The organism is Streptomyces sp. NPDC104226, assembly GCF_055584085.1.
In genome coordinates this window covers 77,526-101,806 of sequence record NZ_JBVJMS010000010.1, presented here as the reverse complement: position 1 = coordinate 101,806, position 24,281 = coordinate 77,526, and the positions used below count along the sequence as shown (strand labels likewise).

The 24,281-nt window shown below is 73.4% G+C and carries 24 protein-coding genes; 14 read left to right on the top strand and 10 right to left on the bottom strand.

Going from position 1 to position 24,281, the window contains the following annotated elements; translation table 11 throughout:
* The first annotated feature begins 16 nt into the window (after positions 1–16).
* The 4 genes from ACZ60J_RS29005 to ACZ60J_RS28990 all read left to right on the top strand — a co-directional run bounded on the left by ACZ60J_RS29005 (position 17) and on the right by ACZ60J_RS28990 (position 3,512).
* Entirely contained in the window at positions 17–664 is a 648-nt protein-coding gene (locus ACZ60J_RS29005) for a response regulator (protein WP_469686761.1), read from the top strand.
* Between the two features lie 45 nt (positions 665–709).
* Positions 710–2,158 (top strand): DUF2252 domain-containing protein, encoded by a 1,449-nt coding sequence (locus tag ACZ60J_RS29000; RefSeq protein WP_469686343.1) that lies wholly within the window; start codon positions 710–712, stop codon positions 2,156–2,158.
* 101 nt (positions 2,159–2,259) lie between these two features.
* Entirely contained in the window at positions 2,260–3,099 is an 840-nt protein-coding gene (locus ACZ60J_RS28995) for a J domain-containing protein (protein ID WP_469686342.1), read from the top strand.
* Between the two features lie 68 nt (positions 3,100–3,167).
* Positions 3,168–3,512, top strand: coding sequence for a rhodanese-like domain-containing protein (locus ACZ60J_RS28990; RefSeq protein WP_250738739.1), 345 nt, complete (start codon positions 3,168–3,170; stop codon positions 3,510–3,512).
* A gap of 17 nt (positions 3,513–3,529) precedes the next feature.
* Here the strand turns inward: ACZ60J_RS28990 and ACZ60J_RS28985 are convergent, their stop codons facing one another.
* The 7 genes from ACZ60J_RS28985 to paaA all read right to left on the bottom strand — a co-directional run bounded on the left by ACZ60J_RS28985 (position 3,530) and on the right by paaA (position 9,195).
* A complete protein-coding gene (locus ACZ60J_RS28985) occupies positions 3,530–4,054 on the bottom strand; it encodes a VOC family protein (protein ID WP_469686341.1) in 525 nt (174 codons plus the stop codon).
* A 100-nt stretch (positions 4,055–4,154) separates the two neighbouring features.
* Positions 4,155–5,297: an acyl-CoA dehydrogenase family protein gene (locus ACZ60J_RS28980; protein WP_469686339.1), complete on the bottom strand. Its 1,143-nt coding sequence runs from the start codon at positions 5,295–5,297 to the stop codon at positions 4,155–4,157.
* Between the two features lie 109 nt (positions 5,298–5,406).
* Positions 5,407–6,585, bottom strand: a complete 1,179-nt coding sequence (locus ACZ60J_RS28975; RefSeq protein WP_469686338.1) for a 2Fe-2S iron-sulfur cluster-binding protein — start codon at positions 6,583–6,585, stop codon at positions 5,407–5,409.
* A complete protein-coding gene (paaD, locus tag ACZ60J_RS28970; protein ID WP_469686336.1) occupies positions 6,586–7,098 on the bottom strand; it encodes a 1,2-phenylacetyl-CoA epoxidase subunit PaaD in 513 nt (170 codons plus the stop codon). It abuts the gene before it with no gap.
* On the bottom strand, positions 7,095–7,859 hold the full coding sequence (gene paaC / locus ACZ60J_RS28965; protein WP_469686334.1) for a 1,2-phenylacetyl-CoA epoxidase subunit PaaC: 765 nt from the start codon (positions 7,857–7,859) through the stop codon (positions 7,095–7,097). Before paaC ends, paaD begins: the two co-directional genes overlap by 4 nt.
* Positions 7,856–8,140: a 1,2-phenylacetyl-CoA epoxidase subunit PaaB gene (gene paaB / locus ACZ60J_RS28960; protein WP_469686332.1), complete on the bottom strand. Its 285-nt coding sequence runs from the start codon at positions 8,138–8,140 to the stop codon at positions 7,856–7,858. Before paaB ends, paaC begins: the two co-directional genes overlap by 4 nt.
* Entirely contained in the window at positions 8,137–9,195 is a 1,059-nt protein-coding gene (paaA, locus tag ACZ60J_RS28955) for a 1,2-phenylacetyl-CoA epoxidase subunit PaaA (protein ID WP_469686330.1), read from the bottom strand. The genes paaB and paaA overlap by 4 nt, the downstream gene beginning before the upstream one ends.
* 145 nt (positions 9,196–9,340) lie before the next feature.
* On the opposite strand from paaA, the gene ACZ60J_RS28950 reads away from it, so the two are divergent.
* From ACZ60J_RS28950 to ACZ60J_RS28935, 4 genes are all read left to right on the top strand, one after another.
* The gene (locus ACZ60J_RS28950; RefSeq protein WP_469686328.1) at positions 9,341–10,003 is read left to right on the top strand and encodes a DUF5819 family protein; all 663 of its coding nucleotides are present in this window, start codon (positions 9,341–9,343) and stop codon (positions 10,001–10,003) included.
* Positions 9,991–11,208 (top strand): HTTM domain-containing protein, encoded by a 1,218-nt coding sequence (locus ACZ60J_RS28945; protein ID WP_469686326.1) that lies wholly within the window; start codon positions 9,991–9,993, stop codon positions 11,206–11,208. The genes ACZ60J_RS28950 and ACZ60J_RS28945 overlap by 13 nt, the downstream gene beginning before the upstream one ends.
* Positions 11,209–11,419: 211 nt before the next feature.
* A complete protein-coding gene (locus tag ACZ60J_RS28940; RefSeq protein ID WP_469686324.1) occupies positions 11,420–12,190 on the top strand; it encodes a TrmH family RNA methyltransferase in 771 nt (256 codons plus the stop codon).
* A gap of 156 nt (positions 12,191–12,346) precedes the next feature.
* Positions 12,347–12,979, top strand: a complete 633-nt coding sequence (locus tag ACZ60J_RS28935; RefSeq protein WP_469686323.1) for a hypothetical protein — start codon at positions 12,347–12,349, stop codon at positions 12,977–12,979.
* A 71-nt stretch (positions 12,980–13,050) separates the two neighbouring features.
* Here the strand turns inward: ACZ60J_RS28935 and paaN are convergent, their stop codons facing one another.
* Positions 13,051–14,733, bottom strand: coding sequence for a phenylacetic acid degradation protein PaaN (gene paaN, locus ACZ60J_RS28930; RefSeq protein WP_469686321.1), 1,683 nt, complete (start codon positions 14,731–14,733; stop codon positions 13,051–13,053).
* 157 nt (positions 14,734–14,890) lie between these two features.
* Between paaN and ACZ60J_RS28925 the strand changes: the two genes are divergently transcribed.
* The 3 genes from ACZ60J_RS28925 (at position 14,891) to ACZ60J_RS28915 (ending at position 18,617) form a co-directional block, all read left to right on the top strand.
* The gene (locus ACZ60J_RS28925) at positions 14,891–16,441 is read left to right on the top strand and encodes a 3-hydroxyacyl-CoA dehydrogenase (RefSeq protein ID WP_469686319.1); all 1,551 of its coding nucleotides are present in this window, start codon (positions 14,891–14,893) and stop codon (positions 16,439–16,441) included.
* Positions 16,438–17,025 (top strand): TetR/AcrR family transcriptional regulator, encoded by a 588-nt coding sequence (locus ACZ60J_RS28920; RefSeq protein WP_274548577.1) that lies wholly within the window; start codon positions 16,438–16,440, stop codon positions 17,023–17,025. Before ACZ60J_RS28925 ends, ACZ60J_RS28920 begins: the two co-directional genes overlap by 4 nt.
* 155 nt (positions 17,026–17,180) lie before the next feature.
* Positions 17,181–18,617, top strand: coding sequence for a carotenoid oxygenase family protein (locus tag ACZ60J_RS28915; protein ID WP_469686317.1), 1,437 nt, complete (start codon positions 17,181–17,183; stop codon positions 18,615–18,617).
* A gap of 32 nt (positions 18,618–18,649) precedes the next feature.
* Here the strand turns inward: ACZ60J_RS28915 and ACZ60J_RS28910 are convergent, their stop codons facing one another.
* Positions 18,650–19,258, bottom strand: a complete 609-nt coding sequence (locus tag ACZ60J_RS28910; protein ID WP_469686316.1) for an Lrp/AsnC family transcriptional regulator — start codon at positions 19,256–19,258, stop codon at positions 18,650–18,652.
* A gap of 177 nt (positions 19,259–19,435) precedes the next feature.
* Between ACZ60J_RS28910 and pdhA the strand changes: the two genes are divergently transcribed.
* Genes pdhA through ACZ60J_RS28895 form a run of 3 tightly spaced genes read left to right on the top strand, consistent with a single transcriptional unit; the run spans position 19,436 to position 22,961 of the window.
* Positions 19,436–20,596 (top strand): pyruvate dehydrogenase (acetyl-transferring) E1 component subunit alpha, encoded by a 1,161-nt coding sequence (pdhA, locus tag ACZ60J_RS28905; RefSeq protein ID WP_469686759.1) that lies wholly within the window; start codon positions 19,436–19,438, stop codon positions 20,594–20,596.
* Complete coding sequence (locus ACZ60J_RS28900; protein WP_469686314.1) at positions 20,593–21,603, top strand: alpha-ketoacid dehydrogenase subunit beta; 1,011 nt, start codon at positions 20,593–20,595, stop codon at positions 21,601–21,603. Before pdhA ends, ACZ60J_RS28900 begins: the two co-directional genes overlap by 4 nt.
* Positions 21,603–22,961, top strand: a complete 1,359-nt coding sequence (locus ACZ60J_RS28895) for a dihydrolipoamide acetyltransferase family protein (protein ID WP_469686312.1) — start codon at positions 21,603–21,605, stop codon at positions 22,959–22,961. Before ACZ60J_RS28900 ends, ACZ60J_RS28895 begins: the two co-directional genes overlap by 1 nt.
* Positions 22,962–23,216: 255 nt before the next feature.
* Here ACZ60J_RS28895 and ACZ60J_RS28890 read toward each other — a convergent pair whose 3' ends face one another.
* Positions 23,217–24,194, bottom strand: a complete 978-nt coding sequence (locus ACZ60J_RS28890; RefSeq protein WP_469686310.1) for an NAD(P)H-quinone oxidoreductase — start codon at positions 24,192–24,194, stop codon at positions 23,217–23,219.
* Positions 24,195–24,281 lie beyond the last annotated feature (87 nt).

Here is a 24,281-nt window from a genome sequence, read left to right as displayed (position 1 = left end):
AGGGGTGACAGCCAAGGTGATCCGTGTGGTGATCGCTGACGACGAACCGCTGATCCGGGCCGGGATCAGGATGATCCTGACCTCGGCGGCGGACATCGAGGTCGTCGCCGAGGCGGCGAACGGCCGGGAGGCGGTGGAACTGGCCCGGGCGCACGGCCCGGACGTGGTGCTGCTGGACATCCAGATGCCGGTGATGGACGGGCTGACGGCGCTGGACGAGCTCGGGCGGGCGGCCCCCGAGGTGCGGGCGCTGATCCTGACCACCTTCGGGGAGAAGGAGAACGTGCTGCGGGCGCTGAGCGGCGGCGGAGCGGGGTTCCTGCTGAAGGACTCGGCGCCCGGCGAACTCATCGGCGCCGTACGGGCGGCCGCGGCGGGGGACGCCTACCTGTCCCCGGCGGCGACCCGGCACGTGGTGGACCAGATCGCCTCGGGCCGGACGGCGGGCCGTGACGAACAGGCGCGGCGCCGGGTGGCCGAACTGAGCGAACGCGAGCGCGGGGTGCTGGCGCTGCTGGGGGAGGGGCTGTCGAACGCGGACGCGGGGCGGCGGCTGCACATGAGCGAGGCCACGGTGAAGACGTACGTGAGCCGGATCCTGGCAAAACTGGAATGCGAGAACCGGGTGCAGGCGGCCCTGCTGGCCAGGGACGCCGGGCTGTAGGTACGGTCGGGCCGAAATCCGATGGGCGAGCAGGGGGCGGGGCGCATGACGGCGGTAGCGCAGCAGCACGGCGTGGAACCGGAGCCGACGGTGTCGGCGGTACGGATCCCGGTGGTCGAGGGGTTCGCCCGGCGGCGCTCCGCCGGTTCGCCGGCGGTCTCGCCCCGGGAGGCGGGCAAGGCGCTGCGCACGCGGGTGCCCCGGTCGGCGCACGCACGGTTCGAGGCTCCCGCCGACCGTCCGGACGCGGTACGGGCGGTGGAGGAGTCCAACGTCGGACGGGTCCCCGAACTCGCCCCGATACGGGTCGGCCGGATGGCCGCCAACCCCTTCGCGTTCCTGCGCGGGGCGGCCGGGCTGATGGCCCACGACCTCTCCGGCGGTCCCGTCACCGGAATCGGCGCGCAGATATGCGGGGACGCCCACGCGGCCAACTTCGGCCTGTACGGGGACGCGCGCGGCCGGCTGGTCATCGACCTCAACGACTTCGACGAGACCGTCTTCGGCCCGTGGGAGTGGGACCTCAAGCGGCTGGCCACCTCGCTGGTCCTGGCGGGCCGGGTGGCCGGCGCGGACGAGGAGACCTGCCGTGCTGCCGCGCACGATGCGGCGGGCGCCTACCGGCGCACGATGCGCCTGCTGGCCAAGCTCCCGGCCCTCGACGCGTGGAACGCCATCGCGGACGAGGAACTGGTCTCGCACACCGATGCCCGTGACCTGCTGGGCACCCTGGAACGCGTCTCGGAGAAGGCCCGGGGCAACACCTCCGCCCGGTTCGCCGCCAAGTCCACCGTGCGCACGCCCGACGGGGGCCGCGCCTTCGTGGACGCGCTGCCCGTGCTGCGCCGGGTCGGGGACGGGGAGGCGGCGGCCGTGGCGGCCGCGCTGGGCCCGTACCTGGAGACCCTGCAGGGCGACCGGCTGCCGCTGCTGGCCCGGTACGCGATCCACGACGTGGCCTTCCGGGTGGTGGGCACGGGCAGCGTCGGCACGCGCTCGTACGTGGTGCTGCTGCTCGACCACCGGGGTGAGGCGCTGGTCCTCCAGGTGAAGGAGGCCAGGCCCTCCGCGCTCCTGCCGCACCTGCCCGGACTCGGCTTCGTCTCCCCGCCGGAGGAGCACGAGGGCCGCCGGGTGGTGGCCGGGCAGAAGCGGATGCAGGTGGTCTCCGACATCCTGCTGGGCTGGACGACGGTGGAGGGGCGCCCCTTCCAGGTCCGCCAGTTCCGCAACCGCAAGGGCAGCGTGGACCCGGCAGCGCTGGCCGCCGACCAGTTCGACGACTACGGGCGGATGACCGGAGCCCTGCTGGCGCGGGCGCACGCGCACAGCGCGGATCCGCGGCTGCTGGCCGGGTACTGCGGAAAGAACGACGAGCTCGACGAGGCCGTGGCCGGCTTCGCCGTGGCCTACGCGGACCGCAGCGAGGCCGACCACGAGGTGCTGGTGGCGGCGGTGCGGTCCGGCCGGATCGCGGCGGAGTCCGGGGTCTGAGCCCGGGGCCGGGGCCGGGGACGGGCCGTCGGGATGTTTCACGTGAAACCGGTGGATGTTTCACGTGAAACACCCGGGCCCCAGGGCCTTAGGCTGGCCGGGTGAGCGAGCAGACTGTTCCCGAAGCGTCCGAGCCCGGCTCCGGCCCCGGCCCCGCTGCCGACGAACGGCCCGAGGCGCGGCTGGAGCGCGCGGTGCGGGCCGCCGAGCAGGCACTGATCGAGTTCGAGATCGCGGTGGAGACCTTCCGGGTGGAGGTCGAGAACTTCTCCCGCCTGCACCACCAGAAACTCGGCCCCATGTACTCGCGGCTCGACGAGCTGGACGCGCTGATCGCCGAGGCGAAGGCGCAGCGCACCGGGGATCCGGAGGACCTGCGCCGGGCGCGCGAGGCCCGCTCGCTGGTGATGCCGATGCCCGGGGTGGACGAGCTGTTCCACGACTGGCTGGACTCGGACGGGATGTCCGACGACGCCTCCGCCATGCTCACGGACCGCGCGGTGCGGCCGCCCGAGCGGGTGCGCCCCTCGGAGGAGGTACGCCGCCTCTACCGCGAGCTGGTCCGCCGGGCCCATCCCGACCTGGCCCAGGACGAGGCCGAGCGCGAGCGGCGCGACGCGTTCATCGTGCGGGTCAACGCGGCCTACGGGCGCGGCGAGGAGCAGGCGCTGCGCGAGCTGGCCGAGGAGTGGGCGGCCGGCCCGGCGCCCGCCGAGCAGCGGCTGAGCGAGAGCGAGGAGCTGTACGAGCGCCTGGAGTGGCTCGCGCGCCGCAAGGAGCTGCTGTCGGTGGTGGCCCGGGACCTGGAGGAGAGCGCGATCGGGTCGATGCTGCGGATGGCCCCGGAGGACCCGGACCGGCTGCTGGAGGAGATTGCCGAGCAGCTGCTCGGCGACGTCGAGAAGCGCGAGGCGGAGCTGGCGGCCCTCACCTCCGAGTGAGGCGCCGGCCGCGGCGGCCGGGTCGGATAGGTTGGCTCAGCTATCCGTGACGAGAGAAGGCGACAGACATGAACTCCGGACCGCTTCCCTCGGTGGCCGCCTCCGCGCTGCCCTCCGAAGCCTTTGTCCTCGACGTTCGCGAGAACGACGAATGGGCGGCCGGCCATGCCGAGGGCGCGCTGCACATCCCGATGAGCGAGTTCGTCGCGCGCATCGGTGAGCTGACCGAGAAGATCGAGGACGAGCGCCCGGTCTACGTGATGTGCCGGGTCGGCGGACGCTCCGCCCAGGTGGCCCAGTACCTGCGGGGCCAGGACATCGACGCCGTGAACGTGGCCGGCGGCATGCAGGACTGGGAGGCCGCGGGCCGCCCGGTCGTCACCGACGCGGGCACCCCGGGCTTCGTCGTCTGAGACGGCGGCTCCGTACCTCAGTGGGTCGGGGGCTGCGGGGCGCTGGCCACCCCCACCTCCCGGCCGCTGAGCGCGGCGTCCAGGGTCTCCTGGGCCGTGCGCATCGCCTCGGCGTACTTCGGCTCGGACATCCGCTTCCAGGCGAGGTCCGGTGCGACGTCCTCGACCCGGCTCGTCACCCACCAGATGTTGCCGAACGGGTCCCGCACCCTGCCGCCGCGATCCCCCCACGCACTGTCGGCGCTTTCGGTGATCACCTGGGCCCCGTGCGCAACGGCGGCGGCCATGGCGGCGTCCGCGTCCGGGACGTAGACCCGCAGCAGCGAGGGCATCGCCGGCCAGTCGGGCCGTCGGTCGAAGGCCAGCACGACGGTGTCGCCGATGCGGATCTCGCCGTGCCCGATGCTGCCGTCCGCGACCGCCACCCGTGCGATCTCCTCGCCGTCGAACGCGCGGGTGATGAAGTCGAGGAGCGCGCCGGTGTCGTCGGTGACCACCCACGGCGCGACGTCGGTGTACCCCTCGGGTGCGGTGTGGCTCATGGGTGTCGTCCCCTCGTGCGGTTCCTCGGACGGAACGACACTAGAGCTCAACTAGGACGGAAACCGTCCTAGTTGAGTCGGGGCACCCGAAAGAGACGGTCTAGGCGAGCGGGTGGGCGGCCAGCAGGTCGCCCAGCGCCTCCTCGTGGGCCGCGGCCGGGCCGAGCTGGAGCTCCAGCTGCTTGGCCCAGGCGTGGTAGCGGTGCAGCGGGTAGTCGGTGTCGGCGCCGAAGCCGCCGTGCAGGTGCTGTGCGGTCTGCACGACGCGGCGTACGCCCTCGGAGGCCCAGATCTTGGCCACGGCCACGTCGCCGGAGCTCGGCAGCGGTCCGCCGGCTCCGCCCGTGGAGCTGTCGAGCCGCCAGGCGGCCTGCCAGAGGGTGACCTCCATGGCGCGCAGGTCGATGTAGCGGTCGGCGGCCTGGACGGCGACGGCCTGGAAGCTGGCCACCGGGAAGCCGAACTGCTCGCGCTTGCTCGTGTACTGGCTGGTCATGGTGAGCACGTTCTCGCCGAGGCCGAGCGCGAGCGCGCAGGTCCCCGTGGCCAGGAGCTGGCGCAGGTGGTCCCAGGCGCCGGGCGCCTCGATCAGATGCGCGGCCGGGACCCGTACGCCGTCGAGGGTGAGCTCGGCGAGCCGCTCCCCGCTGGTGGAGTACTGCTCCGCGAAGGACAGGCCCTCGGCGGACCGGGGGACGAACGCGAGGACCGCCTCGCCCTCCCCGGTGTGGGCCGGCACGGCGATCCAGTCGGCGCCGTGTGCCCAGGTGACGGCCGTCTGGAGGCCTTCCAGGACCCAGGTGTCCGCCTCCTGCCGTGCGGTGACGGACAGCTCGGCCGGGTCGTGGCCGCTCCGGCCGTGCGCGGCGACGGTGAGGACGAGGCTGCCCCGCCCGGCGCCGGGCAGCAGGGCGGCGGCCAGCTCGGGGCTGCCGTGGGCCTGGACGGCCATGGCGGTGGCGCAGTGCTCCAGGAGCGGCACCCGGGCCAGTACCCGCGCCGACTCGCGCAGGACCAGGCACAGGGCGATGGCGTCGAGTCCGGAGCCGCCGTGCTCCTCGGCGAGGACCAGGCTCAGCAGGTCGGAGTCGGCGAGCTTCGCCCACAGCTCGCGGTCGAACTCCTCGGCCACCGCCCTCGGGGTGAGTGCGGGGCTGGGCACGCCGTCCGGGGCCACGTCCGCGAACACGGCCTTGGCCGCTTCGACGGCGGCCTGCTGCTCCTCGGTGAAGGTGAAGTCCACTGCCTGTCCTCCCGTGTACCCGGATCGTGCTCGCCTGACGGTGCGTCAAGATAGAACACGTTCCTGAAAAAGCACAGCCTGGAAATGTGACAGGGGGCGGCGCGGCCCGTCAGCGGTCGAAGTCGATCTCCACTTCCTCCGACACCGGGTGCGACTGGCAGGCCAGCACGAACCCGGCCTCCGTCTCCTGCTCCTCCAGCGCGAAGTTACGCTCCATCCGCACCTCGCCCGAGACGACGAACGCCCGACAGGTGCCGCACACCCCGCCCTTGCAGGCGTACGGGGCGTCCGCGCGGGCCCGGAGCACCGCGTCGAGCAGGGACTCGCCGTCGCGCACCGGCCAGGTGCCCGAGCGGCCGTCGAGCCGCGCCGTGACCCGGCCGCGGGTGGCGTCGGCGGCAGCGGTGCGCGCGGGCGGGGCCGTGTCCTCGACGTGGAAGACCTCCTCGTGGACCCGGGTCCGCGGGACGCCGAGCCCGGCCAGTGCCCGCTCCGCCCCCGTCACCAGACCGTACGGCCCGCACAGGAACCAGCCCGTCACCTCCGCGACCGGCAGCAGCGCGGGCAGCAGCTCCGCCAGCCGCTCCTCGCCGAGCCGCCCCGAGGGCAGCCCGGCCTCCTGCTCCTCCCGGGACAGCACGGTGACGAGCTGGAACCGGTCGGGGTAGCGGTCCTTGAGGTCGGCGACCTCCTCCAGGAACATCGTTGAGGCCGCGCTGCGGTCGCTGCGCACCAGGCAGAACCGGGCGTCGGGGCGGGCGGCGAGGAGGGTGGCGGCGATCGACAGCACCGGGGTGATGCCGCTGCCGCCGACGATCGCGGCGTAGTGCGCGGCGGGCGGCGCGGCCACCGGGTCCAGGACGAAGCGGCCGGCCGGGACCATCACGTCCAGGACGTCCCCGGCGGCGATCTCCTTGTGGGCGAAGGAGGAGAACTCCCCGCCCTCCACCAGCCGCACCCCGACCCGCAGTACGGCGGGTCCGGGCCCGTCGGCGGCCGGGGCGGGGGAGCAGATCGAATAGGTGCGCCGCACCTCGGCCCGCGCCGCGGTGCCAGCCGTGCCGGAGCGGCCGCGGCGCAGGGTGAGGTGCTGGCCGGGGGCGTGCCGGTACTCGGCGCGCAGCTCCGGCGGGACGGCCAGGGTCAGGGCCACGGAGTCCTCGGTGAGCCGGTCGACCGCCGTCACCGTCAAGGTGTGGAACGCGCCGTGGCGCGCGGGGCGCGCCGACGCGGCGGCCTCCGGGCCTGCGGGCGCCACCGGCGTGGGCGACGGCGGTGACACGGCCATCTACAGCTCCTTGAAGTGGTCGAACGGTTCACGGCAGGCGGTGCAGCGGCGCAACGCCTTGCATGCGGTGGAGGAGAACCGGCTGAGCAGCTCGGTGTCCGTCGATCCGCAGTTCGGGCAGCGGACGGACAGGGTGAGCGGGACCGGTCCGCCGGCGGCGTGCGGCCGCGGCGGGGCGATGCCGAACTCCGCCAGTTTGCGGCGGCCTTCGGCGCTGATGTCGTCGGTGGACCAGGCGGGGGCCAGCACGGTCCGCACCCGGACCTCCGGTATGCCGTGGTCGGTCAGGACCCGCTCGATGTCGGCGGACATGGCCTCGATGGCCGGGCAGCCGGTGTAGGTGGGGGTCAGGGTGACCTCCACGTGGCCGTCCTCGTGCATCCGCACGCCGCGCATCACGCCCAGCTCCGCGAGGGTGAGCACGGGCAGTTCGGGGTCGGGGACGGAGCCGGCCAGCGCGGCCAGCTCCACCTCCAGCCGGGTCTGCTCGGTGCAGGCACCGGCGCCGGTCACCACGATGCTCCCGGGTGGCTGCGGTGCAGGTGCTGCATCTCCGCGAGCAGCCGCCCGAACGACTCGGTGTGCAGCCCCTGCCGGCCGGCTCCGGCCGCCCAGGCGCCGTGCCGCGGTCCCTGGGGCAGCTCCAGCCCGGCCCGCTCCAGCACACCGCCGAGCGCGGCCAGCCAACGGCCCTCCAGGGCGGCCCAGTCGAGCTCCTCGAGCCCGTCCACCGGCCGGAACATCTCCCCGGTGAACTTCCACAGCCCGTCCAGGCCGGCGCGCATCCGGCGCCGGCTCTCCTCGGTGCCGTCGCCGAGCCGCAGCGTCCACTGCTCGGCGTGGTCGCGGTGGTAGGCGGTCTCCTTGACCGCCTTGGCGGCGAGCGGCGCGAACGGGCCCTCGCCGAGCGCGAGTGCGCCGTAGAGCTCGTGCTGGTAGAGCGAGAAGTAGAGCTGGCGCGCGATGGTGTGGGCGAAGTCGCCGTTGGGCTGCTCGACCAGCTGGAGGTTGCGGAAGGACCGCTCCTCGCGGAGGTAGGCCAGCTCGTCCTCGTCTCCGGCCGTCGACAGCAGGACGCGGGCCTGGCCGAGCAGGTCGAGGGCGATGTTGGCGAGCGCGACCTCCTCCTCCAGGACGGGCGCGTGGCCCGCCCATTCGGCGAGGCGGTGCGAAAGGATCAGCGCGTCGTCGCCGAGGGCCAGCGCCGCCGCCTCGGCGGTGGCAGCCGCTCCGGTGGCCGTATTCGCTCCGGTGCTCGTCTCGGTGCTCGTCACAGGTGCTGCACCCCCTCGGGGATCTCGTAGAAGGTGGGGTGCCGGTAGGGCTTGTCGGCGGAGGGCGCGAAGAAGGGGTCCCGCTCGTCCGGGGAGGAGGCGGTGATCTCCGTGGAGGGCACCACCCAGATGGAGATGCCCTCGCTGCGCCGGGTGTAGAGATCGCGGGCGTTGCGCAGGGCCATCTCCGCGTCGGGGGCGTGCAGGCTGCCCGCGTGCGTGTGCGAGAGGCCGCGCCGCGAACGGACGAACACCTCCCACAGGGGCCAGTTCTGCGTCATACCCGAGCCTCGCTTCCGATGTGTGCCGCTGCGGCCGTGGCCGCCGCCTGCTTCTCCGCATACGCCGCGGCCGCGTCGCGCACCCAGGCGCCTTCCTCGTGCGCCGTGCGGCGCTGCCCGATCCGCTCCTCGTTGCACGGGCCGTTGCCCTTGAGGACCTCCCAGAACTCGGCCCAGTCGATGGCTCCGAAGTCGTGGTGGCCGCGCTCCTCGTTCCACTTCAGGTCCGGGTCGGGCAGGGTCAGCCCCAGCGACTCGGCCTGCGGGACGGCGATGTCGACGAAGCGCTGGCGCAGGTCGTCATTGGTGTGGCGCTTGATCCGCCAGGCCATCGACTGCGCGGAGTGCCCCGACTCGGCGTCCGGCGGGCCGAACATCATCAGGGAGGGCCACCACCAGCGGTTCACGGCGTCCTGCGCCATCGCGTGCTGGGCCTCGGTGCCCCGGGAGAGGGCGAGGAGCAGCTCGTACCCCTGGCGCTGGTGGAAGGACTCCTCCTTGCAGATCCGGACCATGGCCCGCGCGTACGGCCCGTAGGAGCAGCGGCAGATCGGGACCTGGTTGGTGATCGCCGCGCCGTCCACGAGCCAGCCGATCGCGCCGACGTCGGCCCAGGTCAGCGTGGGGTAGTTGAAGATCGAGGAGTACTTCTGCTTCCCGGCGTGGAGCTTGTCGAGGAGCTCGTCGCGGCTGGTGCCCAGGGTCTCGGCGGCGCTGTACAGGTACAGGCCGTGGCCGGCCTCGTCCTGGACCTTCGCCATCAGGATCGCCTTGCGGCGCAGCGAGGGCGCGCGGGTGATCCAGTTCGCCTCGGGCTGCATGCCGATGATCTCGGAGTGGGCGTGCTGGGCCATCTGACGGACCAGGGTGGCGCGGTACGCGTCGGGCATCCAGTCGCGCGGCTCCACCCGCTCGTCGGCCGCAACGGCCGCGTCGAAGGCCGCCGCGAGCTGCGCACCGAGGTCGGCGGTCACGCCGGTCCCCGCGTCCTGCACGGCGCCCTGCTGCGTGTCCCCGCCCCCGGTCCCCGTCGCTGCCGGGGTCACTGCCACCATCACGGCCCCCTGTCAGAGGTCTGTTCCCGCCTCGTCCCGCCCGACCGACCGATCGTTCGGTTCATGCTCTTCAATGGTGGGACGAGGGCCCGTAGGGTGTCAACCTCTGTGGTCAACCCTGTGGACGCCGGATGATCGGGGCGGGATGGATTCGAACGAGCGCGAGCCCCTCGAAACGGCGGCTCCACCCCCGCCCAGAGCGCCCGGGATCGCCGGCCTGTCCACGCCGTACCGGATCGTCACGGCCCTCGCCCTCGGCGCGGTGGCGGTGGCCGCCTGCGGGCACCTGGCCCTCGTCTTCCTGCACGTGGCCCCGTCCAACACGGTCAGCAAGCGGCACGCCCGCACGATCGACGGCTGGGTCTACCCGGAGTTCGAACAGAACTGGAAGCTCTTCGCCCCGAACCCGCTCCAGCAGAACATCGCCGTGGAGGTGCGCGCGGAAGTGCGGACGGACGACGGACGGCTGGTGACCGGCGCCTGGCGCGGACTCTCCGCCGAGGACGGCGCTGCCATCCGCCACAGCCTGCTGCCGAGCCACACCGAGCAGAACGAGCTCCGCCGGGCCTGGGACTTCTTCACCAGCTCCCACGACGACGACAACAAGTCCACCGGCGATCGCGGCCCACTCGCCGAGGAGTACCTGCGCCGGATCGCCCTGGACCGGCTGGACGGCCGGGCCGAGGAAGGGCGGATCGTACGGATCCAGCTGCGCGGGGCGACGACGGAGGTCGCCGCACCCCCGTGGTCGGACGAGAAGACCGACACCCAGACCTACTACCGGGAGCTGCCGTGGTGGACGGCCTGACGGGTCCGGCGCGCCCGACGGGCCCGGCCCGCCTGAGGGCCTCCGGCGGCCGGGCGCTGGCCCGGGTCAGCGGGCAGGCGCTGGGCCCGTACCAGAGCGCCGTGGTCCGCATCGGCTTCGCCGGCACCTGGCTGTTCTTCCTGCTGCGGGAGTTCCCCCACCGCCACGAGATGTACGGGCCGGACGGACCGTGGAGCTGGGAGCTGGCGCGGCAGCTGATCGACTCCAACCGTGCCTTCACGGTGCTGATGTGGTCGGACTCGGCGCTCTGGTTCGAGATCGTCTACGCCGCGGCCGTGCTCTCGTCCGCCCTGCTGGTGCTGGGCTGGCGCACCCGGGCGACCTCCGTGGTGTTCATGGTCGGCGTGCTGTCCCTGCAGAACCGCAGCGTCTTCATGGGCGACGGCGGGGACAACGTCATCCACCTGATGGCGATCTACCTCGTGCTGACCCGGTGCGCGCAGGTGTGGTCGCTGGACGCCCGGCGCGCCCGCCGGCTCGGCGCGGCCTCGGCCGGGCGGGCGGGGCCGGTGCTGTGGGGCGTGCTCGGCGCGGTCTTCGCGTACGGGGCCGTGACCGGGCGGTTCAGCACCGGCTGGCTGGTGGTCTTCACGGCCCTGTGGGTGCTCAACGCGCTGTGGTGGACGGTCGACCGCTACGAGCCGGAGGGGGAGGGGCGGGCCGTCCTCGACGTCCTGGCCAACCTGCTGCACAACGCCGGAATGCTGGTGATCATGGTGGAGGTCTGCCTGATCTACGCGACGGCCGGGTGGTACAAGATCCAGGGTTCGCGGTGGCAGGACGGAACGGCGCTGTACTACCCGCTGAACCTGGACTACTTCACCCCGTGGCCCGAGGTCTCGGCCTTCCTCGGGAGCAGCGGCACGCTGGTCATGCTGCTGTCCTACGGGACGGTCGCGGTCCAGGTGGCCTTCCCGTTCACCCTGTTCAACCGGCGGATCAAGAACGTGCTGCTCGCGCTGATGATGCTGGAGCACGCGGGGATCGCGGTGCTGCTGGGGCTGCCGTTCTTCTCCATGGCGATGATCGCCGCCGACGCGGTGTTCCTGCCGACCGGTTTCCTGGTGTGGCTCGGCGCGCGGGTCGCCGCCCGGCGGGTGGGGGTGGGGCGGTCCGTCCCCGACCCGGGGCCGGAGCCACACGTCGACCCTGACCCGGTGCTCCCCAGCCCTGTGCCGCGCTGAGGTCCGGCTGTCCTGCGGGGCCGTCCCCTACCCGCCCTTCCACCGTTCCCCGGGCGCTGCCCGGACCCCGTTGCTGCGTGAAGCGCCGTTCCGGGGGTGCTGCCCCCGCACCCCCGCCGTGTACGCAGTGGGTCCGGGGCGGAGCCCCGGGGAACGGTGGAAGGGCGGGTAGGGGACGGAGCAGGCCTTGAGGGGCCCGTACGCTCGGCGTATGAGTGAGTACGGGAATCCCGAGGAGATCGCGCGGCAGTGGCAGGAGGCCGCCGGGAGGCAGGACCTGGTGCTCCTCGACGGGTTCCACGCGCTGAAGCACGCCCTGCGGTTCGGGGCGGACGTGCGCATCGCGGTCGCCGAGGACCCGGAAGCCGTACGGGGCCTCGCGCGCGAGCTGGCCGCGGACGTGGAGGCGGACGTGGCCCGGCTGGTGCGGCGGGCCCCGCTCAAGGGGCTGCTGGCGCGGGTGCACCCCACCGGGGTGGCGGCCCTCGCCGTCCGGCCCGGCCGGGCCGAGGGGCGGGCCCGGCTCGACGCACGGCCCAGGACGGCCCCGATCGTCCTCCTCGACAACCCCCGCAACCTGGGCAACGTCGGCGCCGTCGTCCGGCTCGCCGCCGGCTTCGGCGCCACCGGCGTGATCACCCGAGGCGACCTCGACCCCTGGCACCCCAACGTGGTCCGGGCCGGGGCGGGTCTGCACTACGCCACGACCGTGGACCGGGTGGAGCTCGGCACGCTGCCGCCCGGCCCGCTGTACGCCCTCGACCCGGAGGGCGAGGACATCCGCGCCCTCACCCTCCCGGACGAGGCCCTCCTCGCCTTCGGCTCGGAACGCCACGGCATCTCGCCCGAGCTGCGCGCCCGCGCCGATCACCTCGTGTCCCTGCCGATGCGGCCGCAGGTCTCCAGCTACAACCTGGCCACCAGCGTGGCCATGGCCCTCTTCCACTGGGGCGGGCCCGGGCCCGGGCCGACGGACGGCTGAGCGGCGCGGCCCGTCCGGGCGCGGGCCCGTTCAGAGGACGTTCAGACGGCATTGAGAGGACGTCCAGCGGATCCCGGCACCGTGGAGGTGTCGAGAAGACGGGGCGGCCGGTCCACCAGGGGGAGGGCCGGCGCCGGACCGCGAGGGGGAACCATCATGGCCACCGCATCGATCACCGGGAACGTCGTCAACGTCCAGGTCGAGGGCGACACACCGCTCCGGCTGAGCATGTCGCTCCAGCGCCACTCCTACCGCCACTGCGGCACGAGTCCGACCGCGGCGGCGCTGAACAGCCTCTTCCACTCCAGCGTCGACGACGCCACGATCACCGCCGAGGCCGTGGAGGTCGGCGAGCAGGTCGAAACGCTGCTGCGCAAGGGCGGCGGCAAGTGGGCCGCACTGTTCGGCAAGACCCTCACGACCGGCTCCCGCCGCACCTACCTGGTCGACAACAGCGCCCTGAACCCCAACGGCTCGCCCAACCACTTCTTCATCACGGGCGGCGACGGCGTCTGGGCGAAGATCCCGCAGCTCGACTACCTCGCCGCGCGCGACGTGCGCCGGGTGGAGGACGAGCTCGTCATCCGCCAGCTGCGCAAGGACGCGTACGACTACCTGGACCCGAAGAAGTTCTACGCCAAGCAGCAGGAGTCCGGCGGCGGGGACAACCCCGTGGTGCTGGCCGTGGTGGCGGCGCGGGTAAGCATCGGCCGGGCCTCCAGCGACGACAAGGCGCTCATCGCGGCCTCGGGCCGCAAGGACATCGTCGACCTCCTGCGCAACCGCTGAACCGGCTCCCTCACCGCCGCCCGCCGCTGCGGGCGGCGGGCGGCGGTGAGGGCCGTACAGCCGGCCGGGGTTCAGCCCTGGCGGCGGACCTCCACCACGCGGAAGCGGTTCGACACGAACGCCCCGTCGCACAGCGCGGCGTTCGCCGCCGGGTTGCCGCCGGAGCCGTGGAAGTCGGAGAAGGCCGCGGTCTGGTTCACATAGACCCCGCCCGTCAGGTTCAGCGAGAGCTGCGCCGACTCCTCCAGGCAGACCTCCTCGATGGCCCGCTCGGTGTCCGCGGACGTGGTGTACGCCCCGACCGTCATGGCGCCCTTCTCGCGGACGGTGCGCCGCAGCAGGTCGAGGGCGCCCTGCGTGGAGTCGACCGCGACCGCGAAGGAGATCGGGCCGAAGGACTCCGAGAGGTAGGGGGCGGAGTCGTCCGGCTTGGCCGAGTCCAGCTTGACCATCACCGGCGTGCGCACGACCGCGCCCGGGAAGTCGGGGTTCTCCACCTCGCGCGAGGCCAGCGCGACCTCGCCGAGCCCGGCCGCGGCCTCCAGGCGGGCCTTCACGTCCGGGTTGACCAGCGCGCCCAGCAGGGCGTTGGCCCGCGCGTCGTCGCCGAGCAGGCCGCCGACCGCGCCCGCGAGGTCCGAGACGACCTCGTCGTAGGACTTGTGCCCGGCGTCCGTCTCGATGCCGTCGCGCGGGATCAACAGGTTCTGCGGGGTGGTGCACATCTGGCCGCTGTAGAGCGAGAGGGAGAAGGCCAGGTTGGACAGCATGCCCTTGTAGTTGTCGGTGGAGTCCAGGACGACGGTGTTGACGCCGGCCTTCTCCGTGTAGACCTGCGCCTGGCGGGCGTTGACCTCCAGCCAGTCGCCGAACTCGGTGGACCCGGTGTAGTCGATGACCTTGATCTCGGGCCGGACGGCGAGCTCCTTGGCGATGCCCTCGCCCGGGCGCTCCACGGCCAGCGCGACCAGGTTCGGGTCGAAGCCGGCGTCGGCGAGGACCTCGCGGGCCACCTGGACGGTCAGTGCCAGCGGGAGGACGGCGCGCGGGTGCGGCTTGACCAGCACCGGGTTGCCCGTGGCGAGGGAGGCGAAGATGCCCGGGTAACCGTTCCAGGTGGGGAAGGTGTTGCAGCCGATCATCAGGGAGATGCCGCGCGGGACGGCGGTGAAGGTCTTGCCCAGCTCCAGCGGGTCCTTCTTGCCCTGCGGCTTCGACCAGTCGGCCTGACCGGGGACGCGGGTCTGCTCCTCGTAGGCGTAGGCGATCGCCTCCAGGCCGCGGTCCTGGGCGTGGGGGCCGCCCGCCTGGAACGCCATCATGAAGGCCTGGCCGCTGGTGTGCATGACGGCGTGCGCGAACTCGTGCGTCCGCGCCGAGATCCGGGCCAGGATCTCGATGCAGACCAGGGCGCGCACCTCGGGCCCGGCGTCCCGCCAGGCGCCCATGCCGGCCCGCATCGCGGGCAGCAGCACCTCGGGGTCCACGTGCGGGTACTCGACGCCGAGCTCCACTCCGTACGGCGAGGTCTCCGCGCCCGTCCAGCCGTCGGTCCCGGGCTGCCCGAGGTCGAGCCGGGTGCCGCGCAGCGCCTCGAAGGCGGCGAGGCCGTCGGCCGGCGCGGTCTCCCCGTACGCCTTGGGGTGCTCGGGGTGCGGGGACCAGTAGGCACGGCTGCGGATGGTGGCCAGCGCCTGGTCCAGGGTGGGCCGGTGCTTGGCGGACAGCTGGGGGACGGTGAGCTCGGCGGCCATCAGGGACCAACTCCTCTTTGAGCCGGGCGGGATCAGGCGATCGGGGCAGGCAAGAAGGGATGAACAAGAGCAGACTGGAGTTAGAGTAACCGAACGATCGGTCGGGACAAGAGGGCCCGGCAGACCTGTGGACAAGTCGGTGCGGGAGGATCTGGGCATGACAGCAATCGAGCGGTCCCGGACAGTGGCGGTCGTCGGCGCCGGCACCATGGGACAGGGCATCGCCCAGGTCGCCCTTCTCGCAGGTCACCGCGTGCTGATCTACGACATCAACGCCGCACTCGCCTCCGACGCGGTCGGATTCGTCCAGGACCGGGTCGAGCGGATGGCCGCCAAGGGCCGCCTGGACCGCGCCGAGTCCGAGGACGCGATCGGCCGGATCGCATCGGCGGGCGCGCTGGCGGAGCTGGCCGGCGCCGGCCTCGTGGTGGAGGCGGTCGTCGAGGACGTCACCGTCAAGCGGGCGCTCTTCGCCGCGCTCGAAGAGGTGGTGTCGCCGGACGCGCTGCTGGCCACCAACACCTCCTCCCTCTCGGTCACCGAGCTCGCCGCCGGGCTGGCGCACCCGGGCCGCTTCCTGGGCCTGCACTTCTTCAACCCGGCCCCGCTGCTTCCGCTGGTCGAGGTGGTCTCCGGGTTCGCGACGGACCCGGCCGCCGCCGACCGCGCGTACGCCACCGTCCTGGGCTGGGGGAAGACGCCGGTGCGCTGCGCCGACACCCCGGGCTTCATCGTCAACCGGATCGCCCGGCCCTTCTACGCCGAGGCCTTCGCGGTGTACGAGGAGCAGGGCGCCGACCCGGCGACCATCGACGCCGTGCTCCGCGAGAGCGGCGGCTTCAAGATGGGCCCCTTCGCGCTGACCGACCTGATCGGCCAGGACGTCAACGAGGCCGTCACCCGCTCGGTGTGGGAGTCCTTCTTCCGCAGCCCCAAGTTCACCCCGTCCCTCGCGCAGCGGCGGCTCGTCCAGTCGGGCCGCCTCGGGCGGAAGTCGGGCCACGGCTGGTACCCGTACGGCCCGGACGCGAAGGCCCCGGTCCCGCACACCGCCGGCCCCGTCGACGAGGGGGTGGCGCCCGCGAAGGTGACCGTCGTCGGCGACCTGGGACCGGCGGCCGGCCTCCTCGACCTCCTGGAGGAGGCCGGGATCGAGGTCACGGACGTCGAGCACGGGGGCCCGTACATCCAGCTGCCCGGTGAGGGCCAGCTGGTGCTCGCCGACGGCAAGACGGCGATCGAGTTCACCGACGTCGTCTACTTCGACCTCGCCTTCGACTACCGCGACGCCACCCGGATCGCGCTCTCGGTCGGCGAGGACACGAGCGAGCGGACGCTCGCGGAGGCAGTCGGGCTGTTCCAGAGGCTCGGCAAGAAGGTCTCCGTCATCGGCGACGTCCCGGGCATGATCGTCGCCCGGACGGTCGCGATGCTGATCGACCTCACCGCCGACGCCGTCGCGCGCGGGGTGGCGGGCGCGGAGGACATCGACACGGCGATGCGGCTCGGGGTCAACTACCCTGCGGGCCCAGCCGAATGGCACGACCGGCTCGGCCGCGACTGGGCGTACGACCTGCTGCACCACCTCGACGAGCGCTGTCCCGGCGGCCGGTACGCGCCTTCGCTGGCGCTGTACAAGCTCGGGTACGCGGCGGGCGACGAAGACGAGGCCCCCTACGGGGACGACGAGGCGGGGGAGTCGGAATGACCACGGCCAAGCGGGACACCTACACGCCCGAGACGCTCCTGTCCGTAGCCGTCCAGGTCTTCAACGAGCGCGGCTACGACGGCACCTCGATGGAGCACCTGTCCAAGGCGGCCGGCATCTCGAAGTCCTCGATCTACCACCACGTCGCCGGCAAGGAGGAGCTGCTCCACCGCGCCGTCAGCCGGGCCCTGGACGAGCTCTTCGCGGTCCTGGCGGAGCCGGGGGCAATACGCGGCCGCGCGGTCGAACGCGTCGAGTACGTCACGCGCCGCACGGTCGAGGTCCTCGTCGCGGAGCTCCCCTACGTCACCCTGCTGCTGCGGGTCCGGGGCAACACCCGCACCGAGCGCTGGGCCCTGGAGCGCCGCCGCGAGTTCGACCACCAGGTCGCGGAACTGCTCAAGGCCGCCGCCGCCGAGGGCGACCTGCGGGCCGACGTGGACATCCGCCTCGCCACCCGCCTCCTCTTCGGCATGGTCAACTCTCTGGTCGAGTGGTACCGCCCGCACCCGGGCACCACCCCCGACCAGCTCGCGGACGCGGTGGTCAGCATGGCTCTGGACGGCCTGCGCACACAGCGCTGACCGGGCCCTCCGGAGTCGGGCGGGGGGCCCCGCCCGCCCGACCGCGGGCCACCTGCCCGTCGGCCGCCGACGGCCGACGGCTGGCACCGGCCCGCCCGCCGGGTTTCACTGGGAAGTACCGGCAGCACCGAAGCCCGCACGCCTCGGGAGGCCCCGTGAACACGCACACGCCGCCGCGCTTCGACCCCACCCGCGTCCCCCACCTCCTGGGCTCTTTCGCCCCGGTGAGCGAGGAGGTCGAGGTCGCCGACCTCGAAGTGACCGGCGAGATCCCGCCGGAGCTGGACGGGCTGTACCTGCGCAACGGCCCCAATCCGAGGTTCACCCCGATCGGCTCGTACCTGTACCCCATCGACGGGGACGGCATGCTGCACGGGGTCTGGCTCTCGGGGGGCCGCGCCCGCTACCGCAACCGCTTCGTGCGCACCGGCACGCTGATGGCCGAGGAACGGGCCGGCCGGGCCCTGTGGGGCGGCGTGGAGTCGATGATCATGCCGGATGCCGGCCAGGTCGGGCCGGAACTCGCGGGCACCTTCAGGGAGATGCCGGACATCAACGTCGTACGGCACGGAGGCCGGCTGCTGGCGCTCGCCGAGTCCGCGTGCCCCTATCGCATGGGCGCCGGCCTGGAGACGCTCGGCCGCGAGGAGTTCGACGGCGCCCTGCCGATGGGCATCACCGCCCACCCCAAGACCGATCCGGTGACCGGCGAGATGGTCGTCTTCTGCTACGGCCTGGAGGCGCCGTACCTGACCTGGTCGGTCATCGGCCGCGACGGCACGGTCACCCGGGGACCCACGCCGGTCGACGGCGTGGACGAGCCGATGATGATCCACGACATGGCCCTGACGGCGCGCTACGCGGTCATCGTCCTGGCCCCCGCCTTCTTCGACTTCGCCGCGGCCATGGCGGGCGGCTCGGTCCTGGCCTGGCGCCCCGAGCGCGGGACCCGCGTGGTCCTCGTCCCGCGCGACGGCGGACCGCCGCGCTGGGCCGCGGACGAGGCGTTCTGGCTCTGGCACACGCTCAACGCGTACGACGACGGACCCGGCCCGGACGCCCCGGTGGTCCTGGACTACGTGCAGTGGAGCCGGCTGACCGTCGGGCCGGAACCGGAGCCCGGCGCGGCCCCCGCGAGCAGCGGGCTCGTACGGGCGCGCATCGACCCGGTGGCGGGCACGATGGCCCGGACCCTCCTGGACGACGCCCGGGTGGAGTTCCCCCGCATCGACGACCGGCGCATCGGCCGCCGCCACCGCTACGCCGCGCTGGCCGGCGAGACCGGCCGGACGGACCTGCTGCCCGGTGAGTACGACGCCGTGCGCTTCCACGACACCGAGACCGGCACGGCCCTGGTCTGGGACGCCGGGGACCTGTCCGTCGGGGAGCCGGTCTTCGCGCCGGCTCCGGGGCAGGACGCGGAGGAGCACGGCTACTGGCTGACGTTCGCCACCGACCGCACCGACGGGTCCGCGTGGTTCCTGGTCCTCCCGGCCCAGGACCCCGCCTCCGGCCCCGTGGCCCGCGCCCGCGTGCCGGTCCGGGTTCCGCTCGGCCTGCACGGCTGCTGGCTGCCGGCGGACGGCGGCTGAGGACGGGCGGCCGCTGAGGACCCGGGCCCGCCTCAGTCTTCGGAGATCGTGGGGCCCGCGGTCTGGTCGCGGGCCAGGAGGTCCGTTTCCTCGAAGACCAGCAGGGTGCGCGTGGAGAGGACCTCCGGGATGGACTGGAGGCGGGTCAGGACCAGTTCGCGCAGGGTGCGGTTGTCCGGGGTGTGGACCAGGAGCAGGACGTCGAAATCGCCGCTGACCAGGGCGATGTGGGCGGCGCCGGGGAGCTCGCGGAGCTGTTCGCGGACCGTGCGCCAGGAGTTCTGGACGATCTTCAGGGTGATGTAGGCGGAGGCGCCCTGGCCCGCGCGTTCGTGGTTGACGCGGGCGGTGAAGCCGCGGATCACCCCGTCGTCGATGAGCCGGTTGATCCGGGCGTAGGCATTGGCCCGGGACACGTGGACCTGTTCGGCGACGGAGCGTATGGAGGCGCGGCCGTCCGCCTGGAGCAGGCGCACGATCGACCGGTCGATCGGGTCCAGCGGGCGGGGCGGCAGGGCCGGCGGCAGCGCCGGTCCGGGGGCTACCGGCGGTACGGCCGCGCCCCCGAGTGCGCCCCCCGGGGCGGGAGCCGCCCCGGAACCCGCTCCGGAACCCGGTCCGGCCATTTGTTCATCCGTCATCGCCCGATGCCTGCCTCTCCTGGACGTCCTGCACCCATACCAGGGCGTCGACGCCACTTTGTCCACAGCCTGGCGCCGCCTGTAGCCAAATTGCCCGGGCAACCGAACAATCGGTAGGTGAGGGGCCTCACACCCGAGGCCTCCCTGCCCGCTTCCCACGAGGAGGTGTACGCCGCCATGACGGTCCAAGAGCTGCCCGGTGCCGGTGCGTCCCACCGCTCCACCCCGCCGCCCGCCTGGAGGCCCCGTACGGATGCCGCCCCGCTGCTCCCGGACCCCGAGCCGTACCGGGTGCTGGGCACCCCGGCCGCCGACAGCCTCGACCCCGAGCTGATGCGCCGGTGCTACGCCGAGCTGGTGCGCGGCCGCCGCTACAACGCCCAGGCCACCGCCCTCACCCGGCAGGGCCGTCTGGCCGTATATCCCTCCACCGTCGGCCAGGAAGCGTGCGAGATCGCCGCAGCCCTGGTCCTGGAGGAGCAGGACTGGCTCTTCCCGAGCTACCGCGACACCCTCGCGGCCGTGGCGCGCGGACTGGACCCCGTAGAGGCCCTGACGCTGCTGCGCGGCGACTGGCACACCGGGTACGACCCGCGCGAGCGCCGGATCGCCCCCCTCTCGACCCCCCTCGCCACCCAGCTCCCGCACGCGGTCGGCCTGGCGCACGCCGCCCGGCTGCGCGGTGACGACGTGGTCGCCCTCGCCATGGTCGGCGACGGCGGCACCAGCGAGGGCGACTTCCACGAGGCCATGAACTTCGCCGCCGTCTGGCAGGCGCCGGTCGTCTTCCTCGTGCAGAACAACGGCTTCGCGATCTCCGTCCCCCTCGCCAAGCAGACCGCCGCCCCGACCCTGGCCCACAAGGCCGTGGGGTACGGGATGCCCGGCCGCCTCGTCGACGGCAACGACATCGCCGCCATGCACGAGGTGCTGTCCGAGGCGGTCCGGCGGGCCCGGTCCGGCGGCGGACCGACCATGATCGAAGCGGTCACGTACCGCATCGAGGCCCACACCAACGCCGACGACGCCACCCGCTACCGGGGCGACGCCGAGGTCGAGGCGTGGAAGGCGCACGACCCGGTCGAGCTGCTGGAGCGCGAGCTGACCGCGCGCGGCCTGCTGGACGAGGCGGGCATCCAGGACGCCAAGGACTCGGCCGAGGCGATGGCGGCGGCACTGAGGGACGGGATGAACGCGGACCCCGTGACCGACCCGATGGACCTCTTCTCCCACGTCTACGCGGAGCAGACCGGCCGGCTGCGCGAACAGGCGGCCATGCTCCGAGCCGAGCTGGACGCGGCCGAGCAGGAAGAGCACGGAGCGGGGGACGGATCATGACCACGGTGGCGGCGAAGCCGGCGACGAAGCCGGCGACGATGGCCCAGGCCCTGAACCGCGCGATGCGCGACGCGATGGCCGAGGACCCGGCCGTCCACGTCATGGGCGAGGACGTCGGGGCGCTCGGCGGGGTCTTCCGCATCACGGACGGCCTCGCGAAGGAGTTCGGCGAGGACCGCTGCACGGACACCCCGCTCGCCGAGGCCGGCATACTCGGCGCGGCCGTCGGCATGGCCATGTACGGGCTGCGGCCGGTCGTGGAGATGCAGTTCGACGCCTTCGCGTACCCGGCCTTCGAGCAGCTCGTCTCGCACGTGGCGAAGATGCGCAACCGCACCCGCGGCGCGATGCCGCTGCCGATCACCATCCGGGTGCCGTACGGCGGCGGGATCGGCGGCGTGGAGCACCACTGCGACTCCTCCGAGGCGTACTACGTGGCCACGCCCGGGCTCACCGTCGTGACCCCGGCGACGGTCGAGGACGCGTACGGACTGCTGCGCGCCTCCATAGCCAGCGACGACCCGGTGATCTTCCTTGAGCCGAAGCGGCTGTACTGGTCCAAGGCCGACTGGTCGCCCGAGGCGCCCGCGGCGGTCCCCGGGATCGGCACCGCGCTCGTCCGGCGGACCGGCACGAGCGCGACCCTGATCACCTACGGGCCCTCCCTGCCGGTGTGCATGGAGGCCGCCGAGGCGGCCCGCGAGGAGGGCTGGGACCTGGAGGTCGTGGACCTCCGCTCCCTCGTCCCCTTCGACGAGGAGACCGTCGTGGCCTCCGTACGCCGCACCGGGCGCGCGGTGGTCGTCCACGAGTCCGGCGGCTTCGGCGGACCGGGCGCGGAGATCGCCGCCCGGATCACGGAGCGGTGCTTCCACCACCTGGAGGCGCCCGTGCTGCGCGTCACCGGCTTCGACATCCCGTATCCGCCGCCGATGCTGGAGAAGCACCACCTGCCCGGCGTGGACCGGATCCTGGACACCGTGGCCCGTCTGCAGTGGGAGAACTGATGCCGCAGGTCATGGAGTTCAAGCTGCCGGACCTGGGAGAAGGGCTGACCGAGGCGGAGATCGTCCGCTGGCTGGTCGCCGTCGGCGACGTCGTCGCCATCGACCAGCCCGTCGTCGAGGTCGAGACGGCCAAGGCCATGGTCGAGGTGCCCTGCCCGTACGGGGGCGTGGTCACCGCCCGCTTCGGCGAGGAGGGGACGGAACTGCCCGTCGGAGCACCGCTGATCACCGTGGCGGTGGGTGCGCAGTGCGCGCCGGCCGATGCCCCCGCTGCCGAGGGGACCCAGGACTCCGCGCACGCGCCCCGGCCCCTGATCGGCTACGGCTCGGACGATTCACGTCCGGCGCGTCGGAGGCGGGTGCGACCCGGCTCCGCCGCGCCGGGGGCGGCTCCCGCGGCTCCGGCTCCGGCCGCCGTCGCGGTGGTCACGGCACCTCCCGTCACGGCAGCGGCGGCCACCGCACCGGCCGTCGTCGCCGGGCCGGTGCCCGTCATCTCGCCGCTGGTGCGCAAGCTGGCGCGGGACCACGGGGTGGACCTGCGCGCCCTGCGCGGATCGGGGCCCGAGGGCCTGATCCTGCGTGCTGACGTCGAGGAGGCGCTGCGCGCACCGGCGCAGGCACCGGCGCCCCCCGCCGTTGCGCCCGCTGCCGTCGCCGCGCCGGAGGGTGTCACGCGGATCCCCCTCAAGGGGGTGCGCGGGGCGGTCGCGGACAAGCTGTCGCGCAGCCGGCGGGAGATCCCGGACGCCACCTGCTGGGTCGACGCCGACGCCACCGAGCTGATGGCGACCCGGGCGGCGATGAACGCCGCGGGCGGCCCCAAGATCTCCGTGCTCGCGCTGCTCGCCCGGATCTGCACGGCGGCACTGGCCCGCCACCCGGAGCTCAACTCCACGGTGGACCTGGCGGCGAACGAGATCGTCCGGCTGCCCGCCGTGCACCTGGGCTTCGCCGCGCAGACCGAGCGGGGCCTGATGGTGCCCGTGGTCAGGGACGCGCAGGCGCGCAGCGCGGAGTCGCTGTCGGCGGAGTTCGCGCGGCTCACGGAGCTGGCCCGGGCGGGGAAGTTGGCGCCGGCCGATCTCACCGGGGGCACCTTCACCCTGAACAACTACGGGGTGTTCGGGGTCGACGGCTCCACGCCGATCATCAACCATCCCGAGGCGGCGATGCTCGGTGTGGGGCGGATCATTCCGAAGCCGTGGGTGTACCGAGGGGAGTTGGCGGTCCGGCAGGTCGTGCAGTTGTCACTGACGTTCGATCACCGGGTGTGCGATGGCGGGACCGCGGGCGGCTTCCTGCGCTACGTCGCCGACTGCGTCGAGTCCCCCTCGGTACTGCTGCGCAGCCTGTAGCTCCGCGGGGCCGGCCGCCGACCGGGCAGCCCTGCGGGGCTGTCCCCTACCCACCCTTCCACCGTTCCCCGGGCTCCGCCCGGACCCCCGGTCCTCAAACGCCGGAGGGGCTGGATAGATCAAGCCTCGCCGGCGTTTGAGGCGCGGGGTCTGGGGCGGAGCCCCAGGAGGGGTCCGGGCGCAGCCCGGGGAACGGTGGAAGGGCGGGTAGGGGACTTCGCACCGCGCAGCGGCAGACCACGCCGCCCGGGCGAGTCAGGTGGTCAGGAGGAGCTTGCCCACGTGGGTGCTGGCCTCCAAGACGCGGTGGGCCTCTGCCGCCTCCCGCATGGGGTACGTCGCGTGCACCACCGGGTGGATGCGGCCCGCTTCGAGCAGGGGCCATACGTGTTCGCGTACGGCCGCGACGATCGCGGCCTTCTCTTCCAGGGGGCGCGCCCGGAGCGTGGTCGCGGTGATCGCCGCCCGCTTCGCCAGCAGCGCCGCCAGGTTGAGCTCCGCCTTGACCCCGCCCTGGAGCCCGATGATCGCGAGGCGGCCGTTCACGGCCAGCGCGTCCACGTTCCGGGTCAGGTACTTCGCGCCCATGATGTCCAGGATCACGTCCGCCCCGGCGCCGCCCGTGGCCGTCCGGATCTCCTCGACGAAGTCCTGCTCGCGGTAGTCGATCAGGATGTCCGCGCCCAGCTCGGCGCAGCGCGCCAGCTTCTCCTTGCCGCCCGCCGTAACCGCGACCCGCGCGCCCACGGCCTTCGCCAGCTGGATCGCCATCGTGCCGATGCCGCTCGATCCGCCGTGCACCAGCAGGGTTTCGCCCGGGCGCAGCCCGGCCACCATGAAGACGTTCGACCAGACCGTGGAGACGACCTCGGGCAGGGCCGCCGCCGTCACCAGGTCCACGCCCGCCGGGACCGGCAGGAGCTGGCCCGCCGGGACGGCCACCCGCTGCGCGTACCCGCCTCCGGAGAGCAGCGCGCACACCTCGTCGCCGACCGACCAGCCGGACACCCCGGCCCCGATCGCGGAGATCCGCCCGGAGCACTCCAGGCCGGGGTGGGGCGAGGCGCCGGGCGGCGGGTTGTAGAAGCCCTGCCGCTGCAGGACGTCGGCGCGGTTCACGGCACTCGCCGCCACCTCGACGAGGACCTCGCCGTCTCCGGCCACCGGGTCGGGTGCGTCGGCCCACACCAAAGCATCGGGGCCGCCGGGCTGTTCGATGGTGATCGCATGCATGGCCGGAGGCTACCGCGCGGATCGCCCGCCCAGTGGAGTTCAGCAGCCGGCGGTGGTGGCGCGAGCGCCACGCGGCCTTCGGGGTCC